This is a genomic window from Tissierella sp. QWL-11 (genome assembly GCF_058683765.1).
On record NZ_CM178750.1, the window covers coordinates 1,751,565 to 1,774,733 of the forward strand.

The 23,169-nt window shown below is 29.3% G+C and carries 20 protein-coding genes, 1 tRNA gene, 1 CRISPR repeat array and 1 riboswitch (1 of these 23 cut by a window edge); of the genes, 1 reads left to right on the top strand and 20 read right to left on the bottom strand.

Features of this window, described 5'->3' with window-relative positions; translation table 11 throughout:
- A CRISPR array of direct repeats spans positions 1-299; the repeat unit is 30 nt; unit sequence ATTTATATAGTACTTTACTTAGATTAAAAC (it extends 790 nt beyond the left edge of the window).
- 193 nt (positions 300-492) lie between these two features.
- From cas3 to cas5, 5 genes are all read right to left on the bottom strand, one after another.
- Positions 493-2,490, bottom strand: coding sequence for a CRISPR-associated helicase Cas3' (cas3, locus tag AC4PG3_RS08535; protein WP_492196236.1), 1,998 nt, complete (start codon positions 2,488-2,490; stop codon positions 493-495).
- A 107-nt stretch (positions 2,491-2,597) separates the two neighbouring features.
- On the bottom strand, positions 2,598-3,680 hold the full coding sequence (locus AC4PG3_RS08540; RefSeq protein ID WP_492196237.1) for a DevR family CRISPR-associated autoregulator: 1,083 nt from the start codon (positions 3,678-3,680) through the stop codon (positions 2,598-2,600).
- Positions 3,670-4,821 carry a hypothetical protein gene (locus AC4PG3_RS08545; protein ID WP_492196238.1) on the bottom strand — a complete coding sequence of 384 codons (1,152 nt, stop codon included), beginning with the start codon at positions 4,819-4,821 and terminating at the stop codon, positions 3,670-3,672. Before AC4PG3_RS08545 ends, AC4PG3_RS08540 begins: the two co-directional genes overlap by 11 nt.
- Complete coding sequence (gene cas6, locus AC4PG3_RS08550; protein ID WP_492196239.1) at positions 4,814-5,569, bottom strand: CRISPR-associated endoribonuclease Cas6; 756 nt, start codon at positions 5,567-5,569, stop codon at positions 4,814-4,816. The genes AC4PG3_RS08545 and cas6 overlap by 8 nt, the downstream gene beginning before the upstream one ends.
- Positions 5,562-6,206, bottom strand: a complete 645-nt coding sequence (cas5, locus tag AC4PG3_RS08555) for a CRISPR-associated protein Cas5 (protein ID WP_492196240.1) — start codon at positions 6,204-6,206, stop codon at positions 5,562-5,564. Before cas5 ends, cas6 begins: the two co-directional genes overlap by 8 nt.
- Positions 6,207-6,462: 256 nt before the next feature.
- Here cas5 and AC4PG3_RS08560 point away from each other — a divergent pair, with 256 nt between their 5' ends.
- Positions 6,463-6,867, top strand: coding sequence for a YoqH family protein (locus AC4PG3_RS08560; RefSeq protein WP_492196241.1), 405 nt, complete (start codon positions 6,463-6,465; stop codon positions 6,865-6,867).
- A gap of 185 nt (positions 6,868-7,052) precedes the next feature.
- Here the strand turns inward: AC4PG3_RS08560 and AC4PG3_RS08565 are convergent, their stop codons facing one another.
- The 15 genes from AC4PG3_RS08565 to selD form a co-directional block, all read right to left on the bottom strand.
- Positions 7,053-7,796, bottom strand: a complete 744-nt coding sequence (locus AC4PG3_RS08565) for a hypothetical protein (RefSeq protein WP_492196242.1) — start codon at positions 7,794-7,796, stop codon at positions 7,053-7,055.
- Between the two features lie 65 nt (positions 7,797-7,861).
- Entirely contained in the window at positions 7,862-8,248 is a 387-nt protein-coding gene (locus tag AC4PG3_RS08570) for a DUF2812 domain-containing protein (RefSeq protein ID WP_492196243.1), read from the bottom strand.
- A gap of 229 nt (positions 8,249-8,477) precedes the next feature.
- Positions 8,478-9,767 carry a glutamate-1-semialdehyde 2,1-aminomutase gene (hemL, locus tag AC4PG3_RS08575; RefSeq protein ID WP_492196244.1) on the bottom strand — a complete coding sequence of 430 codons (1,290 nt, stop codon included), beginning with the start codon at positions 9,765-9,767 and terminating at the stop codon, positions 8,478-8,480.
- A 20-nt stretch (positions 9,768-9,787) separates the two neighbouring features.
- A complete protein-coding gene (gene hemB, locus AC4PG3_RS08580) occupies positions 9,788-10,756 on the bottom strand; it encodes a porphobilinogen synthase (RefSeq protein ID WP_492196245.1) in 969 nt (322 codons plus the stop codon).
- Positions 10,740-12,260 carry a uroporphyrinogen-III C-methyltransferase gene (gene cobA, locus AC4PG3_RS08585; protein ID WP_492196246.1) on the bottom strand — a complete coding sequence of 507 codons (1,521 nt, stop codon included), beginning with the start codon at positions 12,258-12,260 and terminating at the stop codon, positions 10,740-10,742. The genes hemB and cobA overlap by 17 nt, the downstream gene beginning before the upstream one ends.
- On the bottom strand, positions 12,257-13,159 hold the full coding sequence (gene hemC / locus AC4PG3_RS08590) for a hydroxymethylbilane synthase (RefSeq protein WP_492196247.1): 903 nt from the start codon (positions 13,157-13,159) through the stop codon (positions 12,257-12,259). The genes cobA and hemC overlap by 4 nt, the downstream gene beginning before the upstream one ends.
- Positions 13,137-13,778, bottom strand: a complete 642-nt coding sequence (locus AC4PG3_RS08595; RefSeq protein ID WP_492196248.1) for a precorrin-2 dehydrogenase/sirohydrochlorin ferrochelatase family protein — start codon at positions 13,776-13,778, stop codon at positions 13,137-13,139. Before AC4PG3_RS08595 ends, hemC begins: the two co-directional genes overlap by 23 nt.
- Before the next feature lie 9 nt (positions 13,779-13,787).
- Entirely contained in the window at positions 13,788-15,020 is a 1,233-nt protein-coding gene (gene hemA / locus AC4PG3_RS08600; protein ID WP_492196249.1) for a glutamyl-tRNA reductase, read from the bottom strand.
- Positions 15,021-15,133: 113 nt separating this feature from the next.
- A riboswitch (cobalamin riboswitch) is annotated at positions 15,134-15,312 on the bottom strand.
- A 63-nt stretch (positions 15,313-15,375) separates the two neighbouring features.
- Entirely contained in the window at positions 15,376-15,954 is a 579-nt protein-coding gene (locus AC4PG3_RS08605) for a TraR/DksA C4-type zinc finger protein (RefSeq protein ID WP_492196250.1), read from the bottom strand.
- A 67-nt stretch (positions 15,955-16,021) separates the two neighbouring features.
- Positions 16,022-17,773, bottom strand: a complete 1,752-nt coding sequence (locus AC4PG3_RS08610) for a serine hydrolase (RefSeq protein ID WP_492196251.1) — start codon at positions 17,771-17,773, stop codon at positions 16,022-16,024.
- 119 nt (positions 17,774-17,892) lie between these two features.
- Positions 17,893-17,989: transfer RNA gene (locus tag AC4PG3_RS08615), tRNA-Sec, on the bottom strand.
- A 69-nt stretch (positions 17,990-18,058) separates the two neighbouring features.
- Positions 18,059-18,751, bottom strand: coding sequence for a response regulator transcription factor (locus tag AC4PG3_RS08620; protein ID WP_492196252.1), 693 nt, complete (start codon positions 18,749-18,751; stop codon positions 18,059-18,061).
- 23 nt (positions 18,752-18,774) lie between these two features.
- A complete protein-coding gene (gene selB, locus AC4PG3_RS08625) occupies positions 18,775-20,685 on the bottom strand; it encodes a selenocysteine-specific translation elongation factor (RefSeq protein WP_492196253.1) in 1,911 nt (636 codons plus the stop codon).
- Positions 20,682-22,106 carry an L-seryl-tRNA(Sec) selenium transferase gene (gene selA / locus AC4PG3_RS08630; protein ID WP_492196254.1) on the bottom strand — a complete coding sequence of 475 codons (1,425 nt, stop codon included), beginning with the start codon at positions 22,104-22,106 and terminating at the stop codon, positions 20,682-20,684. The genes selB and selA overlap by 4 nt, the downstream gene beginning before the upstream one ends.
- 17 nt (positions 22,107-22,123) lie before the next feature.
- The gene (gene selD, locus AC4PG3_RS08635) at positions 22,124-23,158 is read right to left on the bottom strand and encodes a selenide, water dikinase SelD (protein WP_492196255.1); all 1,035 of its coding nucleotides are present in this window, start codon (positions 23,156-23,158) and stop codon (positions 22,124-22,126) included.
- Positions 23,159-23,169 lie beyond the last annotated feature (11 nt).

The window sequence follows — 23,169 nt, forward strand, 5'->3', positions numbered from 1 at the left end:
CTGATTTATATAGTACTTTACTTAGATTAAAACTGAAAATATGTCAAATGCTCCCCCTAGTCGAGATTAATTTATATAGTACTTTACTTAGATTAAAACAAAAGTAATGAAGATCTAATACGATTCATACAAAACACATTTATATAGTACTTTACTTAGATTAAAACTCGGGGAAGAAATAAATAAGCAACTTAGTTTATTTTATTTATATAGTACTTTACTTAGATTAAAACTAAAGATACTTTTTCAAGTTCTTCTGTTTCTTCCATATTTATATAGTACTTTACTTAGATTAAAACCCTTGCCTTTCTAACCTAGATAAATACATGGTTGGTAGAAGCATTCCTGTCTACCTCCATTCTTAACAAAAATTCTTATCATTATCTAATAGTTAATTGGTGAATTTTACTTCCTATATGGCTATTTTGCATACTTTGTCTATCTCCAGTAATTTTTGCACTATTAAGGTTAGACAATGATATTCAAAATATATTAACTTTCTTTTTCTCCTAGTAATAATCCTTCCTTACTATTGTATTTATATAATATCACATATGTATCCCTTTTTCCAAAATTATCACTAACTATAACACCCTCTCTTTTAGCTTTATCAAATTGCCAACAAGAGATATTCACTATCAAGCTATTTGCTTCATAGTATTTCTTTTCTTCTAGCAATTTCCTGTATTCTTTCTCCAAACATTTTGGTATTACACTTGCTCCAGTAAAATTAATATAATCCTTATCTGGTTCCCATTTTCCCATCTGCACGTTTCTTAATATTTTTTGCATTTCCTTTTTATATTTCTTATAATCTTCTAACTCCTCAGTATATACTGAGTCTAAATACCTTTGTATATCTTTTTCTTCTATATTTTTTAAGCTTTTTAGCAATACTTTTGTTCTCTCTATTAAAACTTCATTGTATATCTTGCTTTCTGTGTTATAGATATATATATTCTTTCTTTCTATTAAATTTTCTGGCCTTTTTCTATTTATTCTTCCCCACCTTTGGATTTGACTATCTATCACACTAATCTCTGTATACATTTCATCAAAATCTATATTTAAACTTACTTCTATTGCTTGTGTACCTATTAATAGTTTTGAATCCTTCAATCTCTTTTCTATTTTCTCTCTGTCTCGTGCATTAAAGTATGAGTTTATAAGTATAACTTCATCCTCTTTTACAGCACTATATAACAATCTATACATTTCTAGGGATTTAGCTACTGTATTTACACATACTATTATTCTTTTTCCCTTTTTTAATGCTTCTTTTATTTTCTGTATATCTTCTTCTATATTTTTATCTCTATATTCTATTTTATGTCTTTTTATCTCATTAAGTTCTTTATCATTTAATCTTAATTGTTTAGTGATTTCTAACTCTTCTATTAGTAGATTTTTAAGTTTCGATGGTATGCTTGCACTCATTACACATATTCTAATATTATAATTTTCTTTTAGGTACTTTAGTGTTTGTACTATTAAAGCTGTTTCTTTTTCATTATAACTATGTATTTCATCTATTATAAATGTTGAACCTTCAAATCTTGAAAGTAGCATTTCATTAAACTTGCAATTAAATACTGCTTTAAATATTTGGTGTGTAGTCGTTACTGTTATATGCTTTGTGAAATATCTGTATGCTTGATATTCTTCTTTAGTTTTATAAATATTTTTCAACTGTTTATATAGATTATAGGACGCTTTTGCATGTAACATACCTACACTTATTTTTTCTTCTTTTAAGCGATTATACATTGCTGTTATAGAAGCGCAATAAGGTAATACATAGAAGATTCTTTTATTGTTTTTTTCATCTATATTACTTGCCCAGTAAAGACTTGCTTCTGTTTTACCACTTCCTGTTGCAGCAATTAACAATATATCTTCATCTTCATTTTTTGCTTCTTCTTGTACTGAAGTATATTTGTCAAATACTAATGATTTTCTTATATCTTTTCCTTTTTCTATTTCTATTGTATTGGAGCTTCCTAGGTGATCACAATAATTTAGTATTCCTTTTAATTCTATTATGTTTTTTGTTTTTAATATTTTATCTGTACTTATTCTGCTATACTTTTTTAATTTATCTCTAATGTCTATCATTTTTATTCCTAGTTTTTCTTCCACTTCTTTAAGTTCTCTTTGGTACTCTTCAGGATATCTATCAAATCTAGATATTATTTCTTTTAAAGGCTTATGATGAGTTAATATTACAAGCATCTCTTCTTCTGTTAAAGACTCTACACTTGCTGATAACATTTCATGTCTTATTTCTCTATGATTATTTGTTATATCATCCTGAAAACTTGAAACTATTTTTCCTATATCGTGATATGTTATTATTTTTCGCATTTGTTCTTTAAGTGGAATTGACAATTCCAACTGATTTAATATGTATTCTAGATCTTTATTGTGTTGATAAATTGTAGTTTTATCTTCCTTTGCTTTATAAGTTTTTAATTTTTCTTGTATTGACATTATTGTAAACCTCTTTCTTCATGATCTTTAGTAAATTACTTTGATTAAAATTAATTACTTTTTTAAATTTTATTTATATAGCACTCTGCTTAAATTAAATTTTAATATTAAACTTCTAAATCCCTTGTATATTCCCCTATTACTTCATCTACTGAAGATATTACAAATCTGTTATCATCACTAAATGCTCTTTCTATTATTTCTTTCAAATACTCTTCGTTTTCTTCTGACACTTCCTGTTTGAAATACTCACTTCTTACTCCGATATAAATTTTTGATTGTCTATATGGTTCATTTTCTTCTATTGCTTCCTTTAAATAGTCTAATTTTAACTTATTATCCTCAAATATATTATTAAATATTGAGTTCCCAATAGAGTACTCACCAAATATCACAAACTTAGCAGATAAATCCTCTAAATTATTTGTCATTGTTGTTCTACTTTGTAATAATTGTAAACCTTTTATTGTATCCACTATTCTTTTCTTTTTTATTTCTTTGTCTAGTTTAATCTTGTTATTTTCATCTACTTCCAAACCTAAACTTTTAACATCAAGGTTAGTATAATCCCTATAAGCCGAAACATTGTCGCTATTATCAAATACACCTATATGTTTTATATCCAATATAAAAGATGAACTCATATCTGCTGCATATACCTCTTTTGAATACAAAATTGGTGTAGAATCTGTTTCTCTTGTGCTAAACTCATCTACTAGTATTGTATTTCCTACTGCTTGCATCGCTGACAACATAAGATTTGACCTTCTCTTAACGGTTACATTCTGTTTATACCCTTCTTTTCCAGCTTTTTTCCAACCTTTCTTATCTTCTTTACTTAATTCATTATACCTTTCTGCTGATATTAATTCATTTTTTGCAATCATAAAGCCCATTACATCTTCTTCATAGTTTTTTAAAGGATGTCCATCGCTTTCTGCTTCAGTAGTGGAAATAGCTTTTACATCACTTATATTATGCCCCAGACTTTTTGCATACTCTTTTATTGCTTTCTTTTGCCACTGAGCAGATGCATAGGGGAATGTCTTTCCATTTTTTCTTATTTTTTTTACATAAGTTTTGTTTTTCATTCCACTTTTAAAAATCTCATTATCTGCATTATTACAATTAAGCCTTGCATTTCTTACCTCCCTCATTATATTTCCAACTAAAAATCTGTTATTCTCCATTATTATTTCCTCCTTTATCTTCTTTTTGTTCTTTCATTTGAATTGCAAGCCTTATATAGTCACCATATTCTCTATATCTTTGTATTATTGTGTCAATTTGCATCAAACTTATTTTTAAATCCATATCAGCTGTATATTTTATCAATAATTCTCTAAAACCTTGTTGATTTTTAACTATTTTAAATTCTTTTAGAACCTCTTCTGCTCCGTACTGCTCTGTCAATTTGTCTGCTAAACTTTCTATTAGTTTTATTTCATCTTTACTCATAACTTCCTCCTTTATAATATTGTATAAATCAATACTAAATTCTTTTTCTGTTTTTGCTAATTGTCTTACAAGGTTATTTCCCCTCATAATGTGATAAAATAATCCTAAGTTGTAAAATTCATTTATTAACCCTTTATCCTTTACTCGCAATATAAAATCAAGACTTTTTTTAGAGATTTCTGTATCTCTGAAAAAGTTGGTTTTTCCATTGGCATATTGTATCAAACTTATATAAGTTAAATCTTCATATACTCCTTTAGCCCTAGCACCTATAAGTTCTGACATAATAGGTATAAAGTTTTGTGCCATTTTTTCTTGCTTTATGTCTAGCATAATGTTTTTTGAAACTTCTTCTTCTTGTACTCTTTTAGTTATATCTCTCATAAATTCGTCACTATCTGAAATATATACAAAAGGATAGCTTATCTTTTGAGTATTTAAAAAGCTTAACATCGAATAAAACAGGCATATTGGACAAACATCTACTGTTCTTAAATTATTTCCTCTGTTCATAAATTTATTATGCGAAGCTAATCCATACAACAAGGACGAATAAGGTAAGTCTGCTTCAGTATTAACTCTTTTTCCATTACATATCATACAGTTTTTATCATTTCCTATACTGTCAAGAAGTAAAATTAGTTGTTTTTCTATTCTCTTTTTTCTTTCATTTGTTTTACCCTGAGTTAAGGATGTATTTAAATGCGATGAAAAACTTAAACTGCTTATTTCATTATATTCTTGTAATTTCTCAGCTAGTAATGCCACATTATCTCTCAAATCTTCTTCTGTTATTTCTTGATATTCCTTTTCTAAATAATATTCAGCTACAAAAATACCATTGTCTACTTGAAAATTATAAGTTCTATTCATTTTCACTCACTCCAGTTATAAAACTAAGACACCCACAACCCATTGAACTGTTTTGACCCAGCCCCAGATAATAAATTATCTTTTGCATATCTTTTGATGCTTGAATCCATATAGAATATTCTTGTCCCTTAACTCCACCTTTTTTTATCTGAATAAATTTATCTCTCATTTCTAGTAGATTATCTATTTCAAAAAATATCTCATCTTTATATTCTTTATTATATATGAGCTTATATTTTCTCTTTAAATTGTTTACTAAGTTTTCAAAATATCTTGGGTCATATGGTGTAAGGTATTCTATATCTCCGTCATCTGTCTTTGTACTAGTTACAACAGCTGAGAGAGTTTTATATAATGTTACTTCTTTTAAACTTATTTTTTTATCGTCTTCTACACCTTCAAATTTAAATACCATATCATCTATTACTATCTTTGGTTCTACTAATAAGCCTCTTAAAATGTTTTCTACTATAGACTTTTTACCACTTATAATTAACTTAATTTTAGTTTTATCTTTACATAAAATTCCTGTTTTTGTAAATACAGCATCTTCAAACAATAACGTGTAGTTAAACAATTTAAAAACATGACCACTCTCTGCTTTATAGCCTTTATTATGTATCATCTTTGTCTTTTCAATATCTGCTAGCTTCATTAGGCTATAAATGTTTTTTAATACTTGATGCTGATAATTATATGTTATCTCTGAATCCCCATTTACTCTAAACTTTATTTGTTTTCTAATCATAAAACTCTACACCTCCCTTATCGTATTGCCAGAGTACTACATTATGATCTAAATCTCTATCATAATTCTTGTTATATAGAAATTCTTTATTCAATCTTAATGGTGATACCTGTACATCATAAGAATTATATCTTAGATTATACCTTGTAACTAAATTTATTGGTCTTATCTTTCCCGTTCCAATACTTATAGGAGTATATTGATTGTATCCTTTTCCATTTTCTTGTTTTAATTCTACTTTCTCTATGGGTAGTCTAAGTCTTGCAGGATTACCTGACTTCCCCATACATAAAGCATATTCCATTTTTAATTCCTTTTTTAAATCTGTATATATTATTAGTTCACATTCATAATGGTTTTCTATACTTCTGCAATCCGTAGTTACAACGCTTTTTTTTGTTTTTCTTTGATATCCTTCATTAGTATGCTTGTATATAGTTATATCATCTAAATACTTTGTAGCGCTATTAAAGGTATATCCAAATACAAATGTTTCATCTTCTATTTCATCTCCAAATAATACCTTTAATATCCCTATTACTGTACTTGGTGGTGGAGTATCATGGGTTAGTCTATCATCTACTCCTAATACTTCCCCAAAATGGCCAGTTTGGGATGTTATCCTTATCCTTTGCATCTAATTTCATCTCCTTTACTATTTTAAATTTTAGGTTTTAAATTGATAACATATAAATATATAAAATTAATATTTAAGATATTCTCTAGATCTGCTCCTTAGTATACCCATAGTTTTTTAGCTTTTAGAAAATAAAATATGTTACTCATCATTATGAATATTTTATTTCATCTTAAAATATCCTATGTTTTAAAATAATGTCACAATACTTGTCTATTAACATATTATATATTGTATAACAAAAGGAGGAGATATAGTGGAAAAAAATGTATTACAAAATAATATTGAGAATCAAGATTTCATAGAAGTTAATGCACTACTACCAACGGGACCTGCTGAAGAGCTATTTATTGCAGGAGCTTCTGTTTTTGAAATAACAACATTTACCCCACCAATTCAACGTGTAACTATATTAGGTATTAATTTACCAGATCCAGATACCTTTGGACCTTTTGATAGTTATACTGCTACATTAACTACCCCTGACTCAGATGTACCATTAAGTACCTTGTACTTGATTCCTACCTTCGATAATCAAAATTGGGTAGCTAACACCTTCTTAGATTTTGGTGGTACAATTCCTAATATAGAAGTTACTGTAAGACCTGTTTCAAATGACCGCATAGGTGAGATTATACTTCATGGACCTTTATTTCCGTAAAGTAAAAAACTATTGATAGTTGTTAACAACTATCAATAGTTTTTTAATAAAATATTACTTATTTTTTTATACTACTATACTAAAATTATATTTTCGCTTTATGACTCAATATTATTATAATGTTTTTCTATGTTATCATGTTTTATTAAATGATTAATTGTTCATTACTAATTTATTAACTGCTACTATTTATCCGATTCTATTTTTTCTATAACTGAGTCTAGTATTTGTTCTAAGGAAGCTCTTCCATTTTCGTATCTCAAAAATAAAACCTCTTTATCCTTTCTAAATAATAAGTGAATAATGTTTTGTTCTTCTAGTCCATATGCACTTATATTTTCTCTTTTGATTTTTTTAAGTTCCCTATTATATTCATCTTTTTCTTTTGATAAAATATCTTTCTCTAATCCTTCTGCAATAAAGTCAAACCTAGTCAAGTAATAATTAACATTTAAATGAGCAACTGACTTTTTATTTTCCTCTTCATCATATAAGCTTGCAGTCTCTATTAATTCATAGTCCTTTGGTATTAGGATATTCCAATCTTTATATAATATATTTCCATAGTCTTTATGATACTCTGTTCTATACTCACTATCTCTTTCATGCTCATAATTACCATCTTCTATATTTTCAACTGTTACCATAGGTAAACTTTGTAAATCATCTATTTTGTTAAGTTCCACACTCTCATTTTGAGTTGATTTATAATATAAAATTCCTATTACAATTAATAATACTAATGCAAATAGGATGTTTTTAATAATTGTCTTTGTCTTAAGCCAAGAATAATCTCCTTGATGGCTTAAAAATCTACCTGATTCTAATATTTCTTCTATTCTTTTTAAATTCCTTCTCTCACTATCTATAAAGTAAAAAGGAATAAGTGTGAAAAAGATAAATTTATAAAAGCCTGTACCTTCTGACATAGAAAGATACAAACCATCGTTCAATTTTATTCGAAAATATGTGAATCCTAATAAAAATATAATACCTACCGCTTGAGATATAGTGTTCTTATAATTTTTTTTATTTTTTCTTCCTGTACTTCCATTAATGAAAGTCTTTGACTTTCTGGGGTTAAATATAGTTCTTTTAAATGAGATCCTTCTTCTGAGGAAAAAATTAAATATAAATTCATATCTGCAACAAATTCCCAACCATTTTCCTTACGCTTTTCAATTACCTTTTGTTTTTCATCTTCTTTTGCCATATCAATTCTGTAATTTAAGTTTTTAGGATTTTCATCTTTAAAATAAGCAAAATATTTACCTATTTCTTCTAAATGAAATCCTTTCTTAGACATATCAGAAAAATATTCTTCATATTCTTCAATGTATGATAAGTCACCAAAAATAATTCTTCGAATTCTTTTGCTCATATTTCTCCCTCTTTTTAAAATTTATTTAGTGAATTAACAATTAATTTTCCATTTATAAATTCTAAATAACCCAACGAATTACTTTAATTAGACTGTCTACTTCAGAAGTATCATATCATAAAAATGACTATTTTGATAGTTTCCCATTCCAGCTATATCAGAAACAAATTAAGATAAATAAAAGACCATCTACAAATATATTACATTTATAGATGATCTCTATTTAGATTTATAAAATTGCCTTTAGAGCTTCATAATTTGCTTTAATAGTATATTCTATATCTTCATCTGAATGGGCTGTAGATAAAAACATACATTCAAATTGAGCTGGTGGAAGCATTATTCCTTTGTTTAACATTGCTTTAAAGTATTTTCCATATAGCTTTGTATCAGCATTTTGTATATCATCATAGTTTTTAAATGGACCTTGTCCAAAGAATAGAGTAAGCATATTTCTAAATCTAACTATGGTAAAGTTTAGACCTAGTTCTTTAATATTAGACTTAATACCCTCTTCTAGTCTAATAGCTTTATCTATTAAATCCTCGTATATATCTTCATTATCCTTTAGTATATTTAAGGCCTTATATCCTATATTCATAGCTAGAGGATTACCTGATAGTGTACCTGCTTGATATACTCCACCAAGCGGAGATACCATTTCCATTATTTCTCTTTTTCCACCATAAGCACCTACTGGAAGACCTCCACCTATAATTTTTCCAAAACAAGCTATATCTGGTTTAATATCATATACTTCACTAGCTCCTCCATAGGCTATTCTAAATCCAGTTATGACTTCATCGAATATAAGTACTGAATTGTACTCTTTAGTTATTTCTCTTAATCCTTGTAAAAACTCTTTGTCTCCTGGAACTAGTCCCATATTTCCTGCTACAGGCTCTATTATAACCCCTGCTATATCATCTTTAAATTCTTCAAAAGTATTTCTTACATCTTCTATATCATTATATCTACAAACTATTGTATTTTTTATAATTTCTTCTGGAACTCCAAGACTTGTTGGAACTCCATAGGTAATAGTTCCAGATCCTGATTTTACAAGTAGTGAATCACTGTGACCGTGGTAACAACCTTCAAACTTTATTATTTTATCTTTTCCTGTATATCCTCTAGCTACTCTTATTGCACTCATAGTTGCCTCTGTACCTGAGTTGACCATTCTTACCATATCCATTGATGGATATGCTTCTACCATGAGTTTTGCCATTTCTACTTCTATTTTAGTAGGAAGACCAAAACTTAATCCATTGTTTATAGTCTCATGAATTCCCTTTAATAAATCTTCATTTCCATGTCCTAAAATTGATGGTCCCCAGGAACATATATAGTCAATATAGGTATTTCCATCTTCATCTTCTATCTTGCTTCCCTGACCTTTTTTTATAAATATAGGATCTCCATCTACAGATTTAAAAGCTCTTACAGGACTGTTTACTCCTCCAGGAATATAGTTTACTCCTTCATCATATATGTTTTTTGATTTTTTAAATTCCATATTATTTGCTCCTTTTAAGTTTACTTAAGTGATTTTGCTATATCCTTTGCAAAATAAGATATCAAAAGATCTGCTCCTGCTCTTTTAATAGAAAGTAGGGACTCTATTATAGCTTCTTCACTTAATACATTGTTTTCTACTGCTAATTTTAGCATAGAGTATTCTCCACTTACATTATATGCTGCTATTGGTATATTAAAATTATCTTTAGCTCTTCTTATTATATCTAGATAAGATAGAGCTGGTTTTACTATTATAATATCTGCCCCTTCTTCTATATCGTATTGAATCTCTCTTAGGGCTTCATCAGTATTTCCAGGGTCCATTTGATAAGACTTTCTATCTCCAAAAGCTGGTGCTGATTCTGCTGCTTCTCTAAATGGTCCATAAAAAGAAGATGCATATTTAGCACTATAAGACATTATAGGTATATTTTCAAATCCTTTATTGTCTAATGCCTCTCTTATATATTTAACTCTTCCATCCATCATATCAGAGGGAGCTATCATATCTGCTCCTGCTAATGCCTGGCTTATGGCAATTTTACCTAAATATTCTAAAGTTTGATCATTATGAACTTCTCCACCTTCTGTTAAGATGCCACAGTGACCATGAGAGGTATATTCACACATACATAGATCTGTGATTACATACATTTGTGGGAATTCACTTTTTATAGCTTTTACTGCCCTTTGAATAATTCCATCTATTGCATAGGCTTGTGTCCCTATTTCATCTTTATCATCAGGTATTCCAAATAATAATACTGATTTTATGCCTAAATCTAAAAGTTCTTCAACTTCTATTAATAAATTATCTATTGAAAAGTGATAGATTCCTTTCATAGATGAAATTTCTTTTTTTATCCCTTCTCCTTCTACTACAAATAGGGGATATACAAAGTCCTCTACTGATAATTTAGTTTCTCTTACCATAGTTCTTATAGTTGGATTTTTCCTAAGTCTTCTAGTTCTATTTATATTGTTCATCTTTAATCTCCTCCCCAAGTAGCATTTCTAGTATTCCATCAAAGGTGTAATGATCTGGTTGAAGATATATTTCATAGCCATTATCTCTTATAGTCTTTGATGTAACTGGTCCAATAGATATTATCTTTGATTTATCTAAAATATTTCCCTTGTCTTCTCCTAATATTTTATTAAAATTTATAAAGGTTGTAGGACTGGAAAATAATATATAATAGGAGTCCAATTCTTTTAAACTATCTATTATATCTCCATTGTCTTGTGTTGACTTAACTGTTTCATAAGTTTGTATTTCATCTATACTACAAATCTTAGACAGTTCTTCTACTAAATAAGCCCTTCCATTTTTAGACCTTGGGATTAACACCCTGTCCTGTTTTTTAAGTCTAGGTTTTAATTCTGCCACTAATTCTTCACCTACATATGTCCTTGGCATAAAATCTGGATTTATTCCATATTGTCTTACTGAATCTGATGTACTTGGACCTACTGTGCTAATCTTTATATTAAATAGATGTCTTGCATCATATCCTAATTCAAAGAGTCTCTCAAAAAATATATTTACTCCATTTATACTGGTAAACACAATGTGATTGTATTTATTTAGATTTTTAATTGACTCATCTAACTTGTCATTTGGGCTTATTTTTTTTATTTCTATTGTTGGAATAGATATGACATTTGCTCCTAATCCTCTTAGTTTTTTTATTATATCTGTTCTCTGGGTGGTTCCCCTAGTTATTACTATATTTTTCCCCAATAGAGGTTTATTTTCATAGAAGTTTAGACTGTCTCTCAAGGCTACTACATCACCTATTACTATTAAGCTAGGTGGTTTTATCCCTTCATTTATAGCTATTTCATATATATCTTTTAAAGTTCCCTGAACCACCTTTTGTCTCGGAAGAGTTCCCCAGTTAATAATGGCAGCTGGAGTATCTTCTTTTTTCCCATTTGCTATTAAATTTTCAGATATATTTTTCAAATTTGAAACTCCCATTAGAAATACCATGGTTCCATTTAAAGCTGCCAGAGCTTTCCAATTTAGTTCTTCCTCTTCATCTTTTAGATGTCCTGTAATCACATGAAAAGATGTAGCAATGCCTCTATGCGTTATAGGTATTCCTCCATATGCAAGTCCACCAATTGCAGATGTTATACCAGGCACTACTTCAAAATCAATGTCTCTTTCATAGAGATACTTACCTTCTTCTCCTCCTCTACCAAATACATATGGGTCTCCACCTTTTAGTCTTGCTACAGTTTTACCTTCTTTAGCTTCTTGAAATAATATTTCATTTATTTCATCTTGAGTTTTTGTATGGTTTTTTGAGGATTTGCCTACATATATTAATTTAGAGTTTTCCCTTTTTCCTTCTAATAATATTGGATTTGCAAGCCTATCATAGACTATTGTATCTGCTTTTTTTAAACATTCCATACCCTTTAATGTTATTAACTCTGGATCTCCTGGTCCTGCACCTATTAAATAAACTATCCCTTTCATATTTTATCTATCTCCCCAAGTATATCTTTTGCCAATTTTTCTCCAATACCCCTATAGGAATTTATATCTACTGATATGGATTTTTTTATTAAACTTACCTCTTCTTCTTTTCCCAATATGCCCTCTAATATAATTTTATCCTCTAAAACTTCACAATAGGCTCCTACTGGTATTTTACAACTTCCACCTACTCCTTTTAAAAATTCTCTTTCTACTATTGCTTGGATTTCTGTTTGCCTATGGGATAGACTCTTAAGTATATCTGCTATTTTCTTGTCTGACTCTCTAACTTCAATGGCCAATATTCCTTGAGCTGGAGATGGAAGCATAATCTCCTTATCTAGATAGAAAATTCTATCTCCCAGGTCTAATCCTAGTCTTTTGATTCCAGCAGCTGCTAATATTACTCCATCTAGATTTTCTGTTTCTATTTTTTTAATTCTAGTTTCCACATTTCCTCTTATTTGTAATATGTTTAAATCTGGTCTGTGTTTTAAGATTTGATATTTTCTTCTTTTACTTCCTGTACCTATTTTAGCTCCTTTAGGTAATTGATCTAAACTGCTTATTCCCTTTTTAAACACAATTACATCTCGATAATCTTCCCTTTTAGGGGTAAATGATAGTTTAAGTCCTGGTGGAAGTTCTCCTGGCATATCCTTCATACTGTGAACTGCCATGTCTATACTTCCATCTAAAAGTTGTGCTTCTATTTCCTTTACAAATATTTCTTTTCCACCTAATTCATATATAGGTTTATCTTTTAGTATATCTCCCTTCGTCTTTATCACCTTTACTTCAAATTCTAATTGAGGGTATGCTTTTTTTATCATATCAATCACTAAATTTGTTTGACTCAATGCTAAATTGCTCCCTCTAGTTCCTACTACTATTTTCATCATAGACCTCCTTATAAATGTCTTTATCTATTAATTTATTAACAAATTCTTTAAGTTCATGGATATTTAAATTTATTGCATAATTGAATATCTCTTCTTTTTTATCTTTATATTTTAATAGTACTATCTCCCTAGTTTTTTCTAATAATTCTAGATACTCCTCATTGTATTTAGAGTAATTTTTTCTTAAATCATTTTTTATTTTTTTACTTAAAAAGGGAAATTTACCCATAGTTGAGATAGAAATTATTAAGCCATCTTTATTTGCAATACCTTGAGATATAAAACTTGAGTCCTCTTGTCTATCTACTATATTGGATAAAATATTTAGTCTCTTTGTATCTATCGAGATTTGATTGTTTATTTCTCTAGAAGAAGTAGCTCCTATGACCATCAGGGCATTTTTTATATATTCTACTTTGTAATAATCCTTTATAAGAAATAAAGTTTTTTTATACTGGGTTTTTAATACATAAAATTCTTCTATGAATTCGGGACTTATAGCTAGAACTTGTCCGCCAAATTCTAATAGTGTTTTGGCCTTTCTATAGCCAATCTTTCCGCCGCCTATTACTACTATTTTTTTATCTTTTATATCTATCATTATAGGATAAAACATAAATCACCTCTAAATCTGGAATAAGTCCTTTACAATTTCCATATACTGGTCTGGATCTTTTATCTGAGTGGTTTTTAAAGTTTTTATAGGTTCTCTTATGACACTTTTTAGGGCAGATGTAATCATTTTGTCTACTATCTTTTTTTCCCTAGGATCTAAATCAATTTTACGGTTTATGTATTCTAAAGTATTGTTTTTTATAGAAAAGCATCTTTCATTTAGAGACTTTAAAATCGGATCCACCTTTATGGTGTTTAACCAGTCAATATAGGCATCTACATCTTCTTCTATCATAAGAAGTCCTTGTTTTGATAATTTTTCTCTTTCCAACAGATTTTCATTTGAAACCTTTTTTAAATCATCAATATGATATAGGCTTATATTTCCCTTTTCCTTTACGCTATCATCTACATCTCTTGGTATGGCTAAGTCCATAATATATAATGGTTTTTTTATTTCTTTCATATGCTCATTTAAGATAATAGTATGAGGTGCACCAGTTGCTGTTATTAGTATATCTACTTTTTCTAAAATGTCATATCTATTTTTGTACTCTACAGGACTTAGATTTTCATATTCTTCAAATATTTCCTTCAGTTTTCCATGGGTTCTATTGGTATGATATATTTCTTCTAAATCCTCTTCTAATAAATATTTTAATGCAAGCTTAGAAATCTCTCCAGCTCCAATTACTAATGCTCTTTTCCCTTTTAATGAGCCCATCTTTTCTTTTAATAGTTTTATTCCAATATAACTAGTTGATAGTGGTATCTCTGATATCTTCATATGAGTCCTTATTTTTTTCCCTTCAGTTAAGGCACACATAAACAGTCTATTTAGAATTTTTTTACTAAATCCCAGCTCTATGGAGAAATTCATAGCCTCTTTTATTTGGCATAGAATTTGATCTTCTCCCAATACTACAGAGTCAAGTCCTGCAGCCACTGTATATATATGTGATATAACATCTTTTCCCTTTTTTGTAAATAAGTATTCTTCTACTTCTGGAAAATTGAAAAAGCCTTTATAAAAACCTTTTACTTCTTCTATTGCTATATCAATATTTTCACTTACTATATATATTTCACTCCTATTACATGTAGAGATAATTATTAATTCTTCTATAGATTTATCTAAAAGCAAATTTGCCCCTTCTATTTTTTCCGATGTTGTAAAGGATAATTTTTCCCTAACTTCTATAGGAGAAGTGTTATGGCTTACTCCTATTACTCCTAAATTCATATTCTCCCTCCAATTAATACCAACACAAAAACCCCTGACCGATTTAGTCAGGGGTTTAATATATTTAACACATAAAACGACATATATATAAGTCCCACTTCCCGCCGAAGGTCACTTTATACAAACAATTAGGCAGGTATCCTGACTTGTGGATCATCCTACTCTTAACACCTTCCTAGATATGATCTAGTGGTATAAGTTAATTTCGTACCCATTTACAGTAGCGGGGGCTGTATCGGTTTTTCACCGATTTCCCTATTATTCTAAAAGAACCTATTGTTTATAATATTTTATTCTCAATTTTCTTTATCATCTTATCATAGTATTTGGATTTTAGCAATATTAATAAATCACTCTATACTAGATTTTCATTTTCGTCGAATATTCCCATATTATCTCCTGTAGAAAATGATGGATCTTTTAGTACTAAATTATCTTGCATTGTATCTTGGTAAATATCATTTTTGTCATAACCTACATTGTCTTTTCTAGGGTTTATAGAGTAATCCAAGGTTTCATATCTTCTGGATTTAAAACCTCTATTATCTAATACTTCTTTTCTATTTTTACCTTCTTTGTCTTCATCTGAACATTTCAAACAGGTCTTCGCATATGGAATTATTTCTAATCTTTCTTCACCAATCATCTTGTCACAATTTGAACAATACCCATAGTTGTTATCTTCTATATCTTCTAGTGATCTATCTATTTCTTCTATTGTATCTATATATTGATCTTCAAATCCCTTGTCTTGTTCCATCATATATACTTCAGTAGCTATATCCGCTGGATGATTATCATAAGATGATAACTCCCTATCTTGAAACTCTAGAGTATTCTCTTTATTATTTTGTCTACCTTCTAAAGCTTCTAGTACATTCTTTCTCTCTTCTAGTAGTCTATTTTTAAAGTATTCAAGTTTTTTATTGTACATTTAAATTCTCCTTTACATATCTATATCTAATAATATGCCCACTAAAGATATAAATATATAAAGAGCTTTAATTTATCTTTATAGCTTCCATATCATAGTTAAATTGGTTTAATACTAGAGAATTTACTTTCTCATCTTCTTTTATAAAGGTAATCTTTGCATCAACTATTTTATAAAAGAACCTATTTTCATCCATGGGAAATATTGGATATTTTTCTTGTCCCGTAAGCTGGGCAAAAAGGGCCTCATCTTCCCTTGTAATATATACAATTACTCCACCACCCATATCATATTCCCCTACATAACTATCATATATGGAATAGTCTTCTATCTTTACTTCTTCTAACTTCTCAGGGATCTCATAGGGTTTATCAAATATTATATTTAAAATTGTATTTGAAAGGGTTTCTGTATCATACATAGCATTATTTGTTAGGATAATGATTGTGACATCTGAATCTCTAAGGTTTTCTATATATGCAGTAGAACCAAAGGTATTGCCTCCATGGAATATTTGTCTTCCAAAGGGTGACTGTCTTATCATCCATCCATATCCATAACTTATCCCTGGAACCATCTCTATATGCTCTTTAAATATCTTATCTAATGTCTCTTCCTTTACTAATTTTCCCTCTTTTAATGCTCTATCCCATCTATACAGATCCTCTACTGTAGAGTGAATATTTCCTGCCCCATATGCTTGAGTTAAAATAAGTCTATCATCTACTGGTAAGACTTCTAAAAATCCTCCATAAGTATTTACATCTGGGACTTCCACGTCTTTTCCATATGCCACATTTGTATCATTCATATCTAATGGATTAAATATATTTTCTTTTAAATATTCTTCATAGCTCATATTTGATACCTTTTCTACTATTATTCCTAGGATTAGATAGTTTGTATTACTATAATTATATTTTTCTCCTGGGGTAAAGAGTAATGGCTTATCCTCTACTAGTTTAAGCATATTTAAAGGGTCTTTATTATTTAAGTCTGAAATGAAAAATTCCAATGTACTAGTGTAATTTTCTAAACCTGAAGTATGGGTTAATAAATTGTGAATAGTAATTTTATCTCCATTTGGAAAATTAGGTAAATATTTTGATACTCTATCCTCCACATCTAATAGATCCTTTTCATCAAGTTGCATAATGGCCATAGCTGTAATTTGTTTTGTTATAGATCCTATGGAAAATTTAGTTTGAGACTTATTTTCTATATTTTCTTCAAAGCTTGAAGGTCCATATCCTTTATTTAATAGAACTTCTCCATCTTTTGCAATTAATATACTTCCATGGAAATTTCTATTTTCCTCTAGTTTTTTCATATATAAGTCTAAATTTGAACTAAGTGTAGTATCTTTAGATTTATAAAAAAAATCTTCCTTATTATCTTCTATTGTTCTAAATTTCAATACATTATAATTAGGACTAATAATAAGATCTAGGCCATTGCTGAAGAACTCCAATGGAACATATGTCTTTTCACCTTTTATAATGGGAAGGGTTTCCAAATTAAAAGACCCATCTTCTGTTTTTACTTCTTCATTGCCTATTTTAAAGTTTATAAACTCTGATATTTTAGCCAGGGTTACCTCTTTATCTTTGCTGTTCCACACTACTTTATAGTTTAATTTATCAGCTATCTGCCTAAGAGGAATCATTTTTATGCCATCCTCATTTATGTAAATATCATTTTGTAAATAAATTTCTCTACCATTTAAAATTATATCTGGATTTTGATACTCTCCAAAGGCAATGCTATTAGTCAATAAAACTAAAGCTAATATAAGTACTAATATCTTTTTGTTTTTCAATACAAACCCTCCCTAATCTTATGTTTTGTCTACTTTATAAATATACCCTTTATTTGTAAAATAAATAAGTTTTTTAAAAAAGAGTAAAAAAAAAGACGATATCTCGTCTTTTAAAGTTTTGGCGGGAATATGTGGGAATCGAACCCACCTAAGGAGCTCCTAACCCCTCATACTAGTTTTGAAGACTAGAGGCCACACCAGAAGCCATCTATTCCCATAATTCACTGCCGTCAACTCTACTATAGTATAACAAAACATATGAATTTGTCAAGGACTAATATTCCTCTAAGAAGTATGATCAAAATAATATCCGACTCCCCATTTTGTCATTATATATTGGGTATCTTTTAAATTTTTCTCTATCTTTTCTCTTATTCTTCTTATATGTACATCTACAGTCCTCAAATCTCCATAGTATGCATAACCCCATACTGATTTTAACAATTCTTCCCTTGTAAATACTTTTCCAGGACTTGTAGATAAAATATAAAATAAATCAAATTCTTTTCCTGTTAAATTTATCTCCATATCTTTTACAGATATCTTTCTTTTTAGGGTGTTTATTTTTACATCTTTTATATTTAGTATATGTTTTTTTGACTCTTGGCTAGAGTATTCTATTCTTCTAAATATTGATTTAATCCTAGCTTTTAATTCTAATATATTAAAGGGCTTTGTTAGATAATCATCTACTCCATAATCAAAAGCTAGAATCTTTGATATATCATCATTATTTTCAGAAATTACTATTATAGGTATTAATGAGACTTCTCTTATCTTTTTACATAAGTCAAAGCCTTTTATATCTGGTGTATCTGAATCTATTATAACTATATCATATGTTTTTTGTTTTATTTTTCCCAATACTTCTTTTGTGTCTTCCACTATATCTACATTGTGATTGTCTTGTTCTAAATTATATTTCATTGAATTTATAAAGAGCTTGTCTCTTTCTACAATGAGTATATTGTCTTTCATTCTTTCACCTCATGGAAATCAAGTTAATTATTTAACTCTCTTTTATCTTCTATTCTTTTAGTTATTTTTTTACTATCAAAATACTCAAGTATAGCAATAGTAGTCTTTCTATTTGACTCTAGTAGATCTCTATATTCACCTATTGATACTGTCTTATTTTTATTTAGAAACTCCTTTAATAATCTAAGGGCAGTTTCATAGTCTTCCACAGTAAAAAATATTTCTTCACTTACTTTGATTATTAGTCCATTATTTACCATAGAGTTAAATACTTCTAATATATCCTTTTCCTTAAATGGGAGTTTTGTCTTTATCTCTTCTCTTTTAAGGGGAAGGTATTTATTTGCTTTCATCAGTTTAATAATTTGTGACTTTATCTGTTTTTGTTCTTCAGAGTATTCTATAGTAAAGTCTTTAAGCTTTATATATTGGTCTATAACTTCTATATGATTATCTTCTATTAATTTTTCTATAAATAATTCATATATCCTAGATTTTACATCTTTAAAAAACTTGCTTTTAAATTCTTCTTTTACAATCCCAGCTCGAAGAGGATATAAATCATGAAATTTTTCCAATTCATCTATTATATTTTTTTTGATATTATTAAAATTTTCTCTATGAATTAGATAAGAATCATTTGTAAGTTGAAACTTTAGTACCTTATCTTCATCTATTAGAATTTCTATATTTTCTTTTAACTTATCTTCTAGCATAGAAGTTTTTATGGAAAGTTCCTTTATACTTGGAAACTCTATTTTTGACTTTAGGATAATGTTTTCTATTAGATCTTTAGGGCTCCCCTGTTCCTTAATCTTTAATTGCTCTATTAAATTTTCTTCAAATCTCTTCTTTTTACTTGGATTTGGATCTAATACTTCTCCCCCACCAATGGTAAACATAGGAGAATAAAATCTTATGATAAATTTATCCTTCCATTTGGCAACTATCTCTTCTTCAAGTCTTAACTGAGCATAGGATTCTTCCCCTGGAAGAAGCTCTTCACGATCGAGTAAGACAACTCTACAGAGCACTTCTTTAGTTCCTATATACAGTCTAACTCTAGTCCTATTTTTTATGGACTTATCAATTGATTTTAATAGTTTTAGTTTCACATCTAACATCATAGTATCTTCCATAGATCCTACAGGAGCTATGACGCTTCCTCTATCTACTTCCTCTTTTTTTACACCTGCTAAATTCATTGCAACTCTTTGACCAGCATAAGCTACTTCTGCATCTTTATCATGAACTTGTAGTGTTCTAACTCTTGCCTTTGTTTGTCCTGGAAATATTTGTACTTCATCTCCTATTTTCAAAGTTCCAGATAGAAGTGTACCTGTCACTATAGTGCCAAATCCTGAGATGACAAAGGCTCTATCTACAGGTAATCTAGATATCTCTTGTAGATTCCTTGGCTCTATATCTTTACTATAAGTCTCCAATAAATCTATTATACCTTTTAAACTGTCCTTATCCTTAGAAGAAGCCTTTAATATAGGTTGATTTTCTAAAAAACTACCTTTTATTCCTTCTTTTATCTCTTCTTCTATTAATTCTATCCACTCTTCTTCTACTAAATCAGTTTTAGTGATTACTATAAAACCCTTTTGTATTCCAAGTAAATCTAAAATCTGAAGGTGTTCATGGGTTTGAGGCATAATTCCCTCATCAGCTGCCACTACTAATATTACAATATCTATACCTATTATTCCAGCAAGCATATTCTTTATAAATTTTTCATGGCCTGGAACATCTATTATACCTGCTCTTTGTCCACTAGGCAAATCAAAGTAGGTAAATCCTAATTCTATGGATATACCTCTTTTTTGTTCTTCTTTTAATCTGTCTGTGTTTCTACCAGTTAAAGCTCTTATAAGGGTAGTTTTGCCATGATCTATATGTCCTGCAGTTCCAATGATTATATGTTTCATTTCTCCACTCCTAGATTCTCCATTGCAAATTCTATAGCTTCTTTTATGATTTTTATTTCAGATTCTTTTATAGTTCTTAAGTCCATATATATTTTATCTCTATATACCCTAGTTATAATAGGGACTTTGTACTCTCTTAATTGATCTTCAAATCTTTGGGTACTTAAATTTTTCAAGTTTAGAACCACACATTTTGTAGGCAATTCTTCAAGAGGAAGAGACCCTCCACCTACTTCTGAAAAATCATCTTCTATATCTATATCTATCCATTTTTCAAGATCTAAGCTTTCTATTGAATCTCTTAATTTATAGCTCATTTCTTCTATTTCAGATATATTTTTAGTTAACATATTTAAAGTAGGAATTTCTCCAACTGCAATTTCTTCTTCCAGATAGTATTTTAAAGTTGCCTCTAATGCACTTATAGTAAATTTATCTATTCTAAAAGCCCTTGTCAGAGGATTTCTTTTCATCTCTTCAATATATTTCTTTTTACCTACTATGATTCCAGCTTGAGGTCCTCCTAAAAGCTTATCTCCACTAAAGGTTACTACATCTACACCCTTATTTAAAGACTCCTGAACTGTAGCTTCATGCTCTAATCCATACTTTGCTAAATCAATTAGAACTCCACTTCCCAAGTCCTCAATGACAGGAATATCATATTTTTTCTTTAAATCCATAAGCTCACTTGAGTCTACTTCAGATGTAAATCCAAGTATACGATAATTAGAAGTATGGACCTTTAGTAGAGCTTTAGTTTCTTCATTTATAGCTTTTTCATAGTCTCTCAAATGGGTTTTGTTTGTGGTGCCTACTTCTCTAAGTTTTGCACCAGATAGCTCCATAACTTCAGGAATTCTAAAGGATCCTCCAATTTCTATTAATTCACCTCTAGATACTATTACCTCCTTATCTTTAGCTAAGGTACTTAAAACTAACATAACTGCTGCTGCGTTGTTATTTACCACCATTGCTGATTCTGCGCCAGTTATCTCTTTTAAGATATCTTCTAAATGGGAGTATCTAGACCCTCTTCTCCCACTACTTAACTCATACTCTAAATTTGAATAACTTGAACCAAGATTAGTCAAATTTTCTATAACTTTAGAATTAAGTAATGATCTTCCTAAATTAGTATGGATTACAACACCAGTGGCATTTACCACTGGTATTAAATTATATCTATCTTTTTTTTCTGATTTTAGTTTTATGTTTTTAGATAATTGTTTTATACTTGAGATTATTTCTTCTTTAGAGAGTGTATCTTCTTTTATATGATTTCTAATTCTCTCTATTTCTGATCTTATAGAGTCTAAAACTATTTTCCTTGGAATTTTTTCTAATAAATTATTTATTTCATCTTTTTTTAGAATATCATCTACCTTGGGAATAAGGCTAAATAAGTCATTGTTTTTCATATAATCCCTCTTTTTAATTATTTCACCTTTAATATGTACTCTCCTCTTTTTTCTACTTTTCCTATTATAGCACATTTTGTAGGTGAGTTATCTAATTCTTTTAAAAGCTCTTTAGACTTTTCTTCAGATATAGATATAAGTAGTCCACCTGAAGTCTGTGGATCATAAAGTATATCTTTCAAAATTGGATCTACATCTTCAAAAACTACCTTATCTCCAATATGGTCTCTATTTCCATATGCTCCTGCTGGAATAAGTCCCATATTTGCGTATTCTTTTGCATTTTTCATAGTTGGAATATTTTCACTCCAGATTTCAAAGCTAACTCCACTTCCTTCTGCCATTTCCAGTGCATGTCCTAGAAGTCCAAAGCCTGTTATATCTGTTACGCTATTTATATTTCCTATTTTATCCATAGCTTTTTTTCCAAATTTATTCAATGTAGCCATAGTATTTACTGCATCATCATAGCTTTCCTTATCTGCTAAACCACCTTTTATAGCAGTATTTATAATCCCAGATCCTAGGGGTTTAGTAAGTATTAGTACATCACCAGGCTTTGAATTGTTGTTTCCAAGTACCTTTTCTGGATGAACAAAGCCTGATACAGATAGTCCATATTTTGGCTCATCATCTGATACACTATGACCTCCTACTAGTATTGCTCCTGCTTCTATTACTTTGTCATGCCCTCCCTTTAAGATTTCACTTAAAACTGAAGGGTCTAAACAATCTGGAAAAGCTACTATATTCATAGCAAGCTTTGGCTCTCCACCCATAGCATATATATCACTTAAAGCATTTGCAGCAGCTATTTGTCCAAATACATATGGATCATCTACTACAGGAGTAAAAAAATCTAGGGTTTGAATTAAAGCTATCTCATCGTTTATCTTGTATACTGCAGCATCATCTGAAGTATCTAAACCTATTATTAAATTTTCATCATCTGTTGTTGGTAAATGGCACAAGACCTGTGCCAATATATCGGGAGCGATTTTGCCAGCTCAGCCAGAGTTTTTTGTAAGTTCTGTAAGTCTTTTTCTATCCATTTTTATACCTC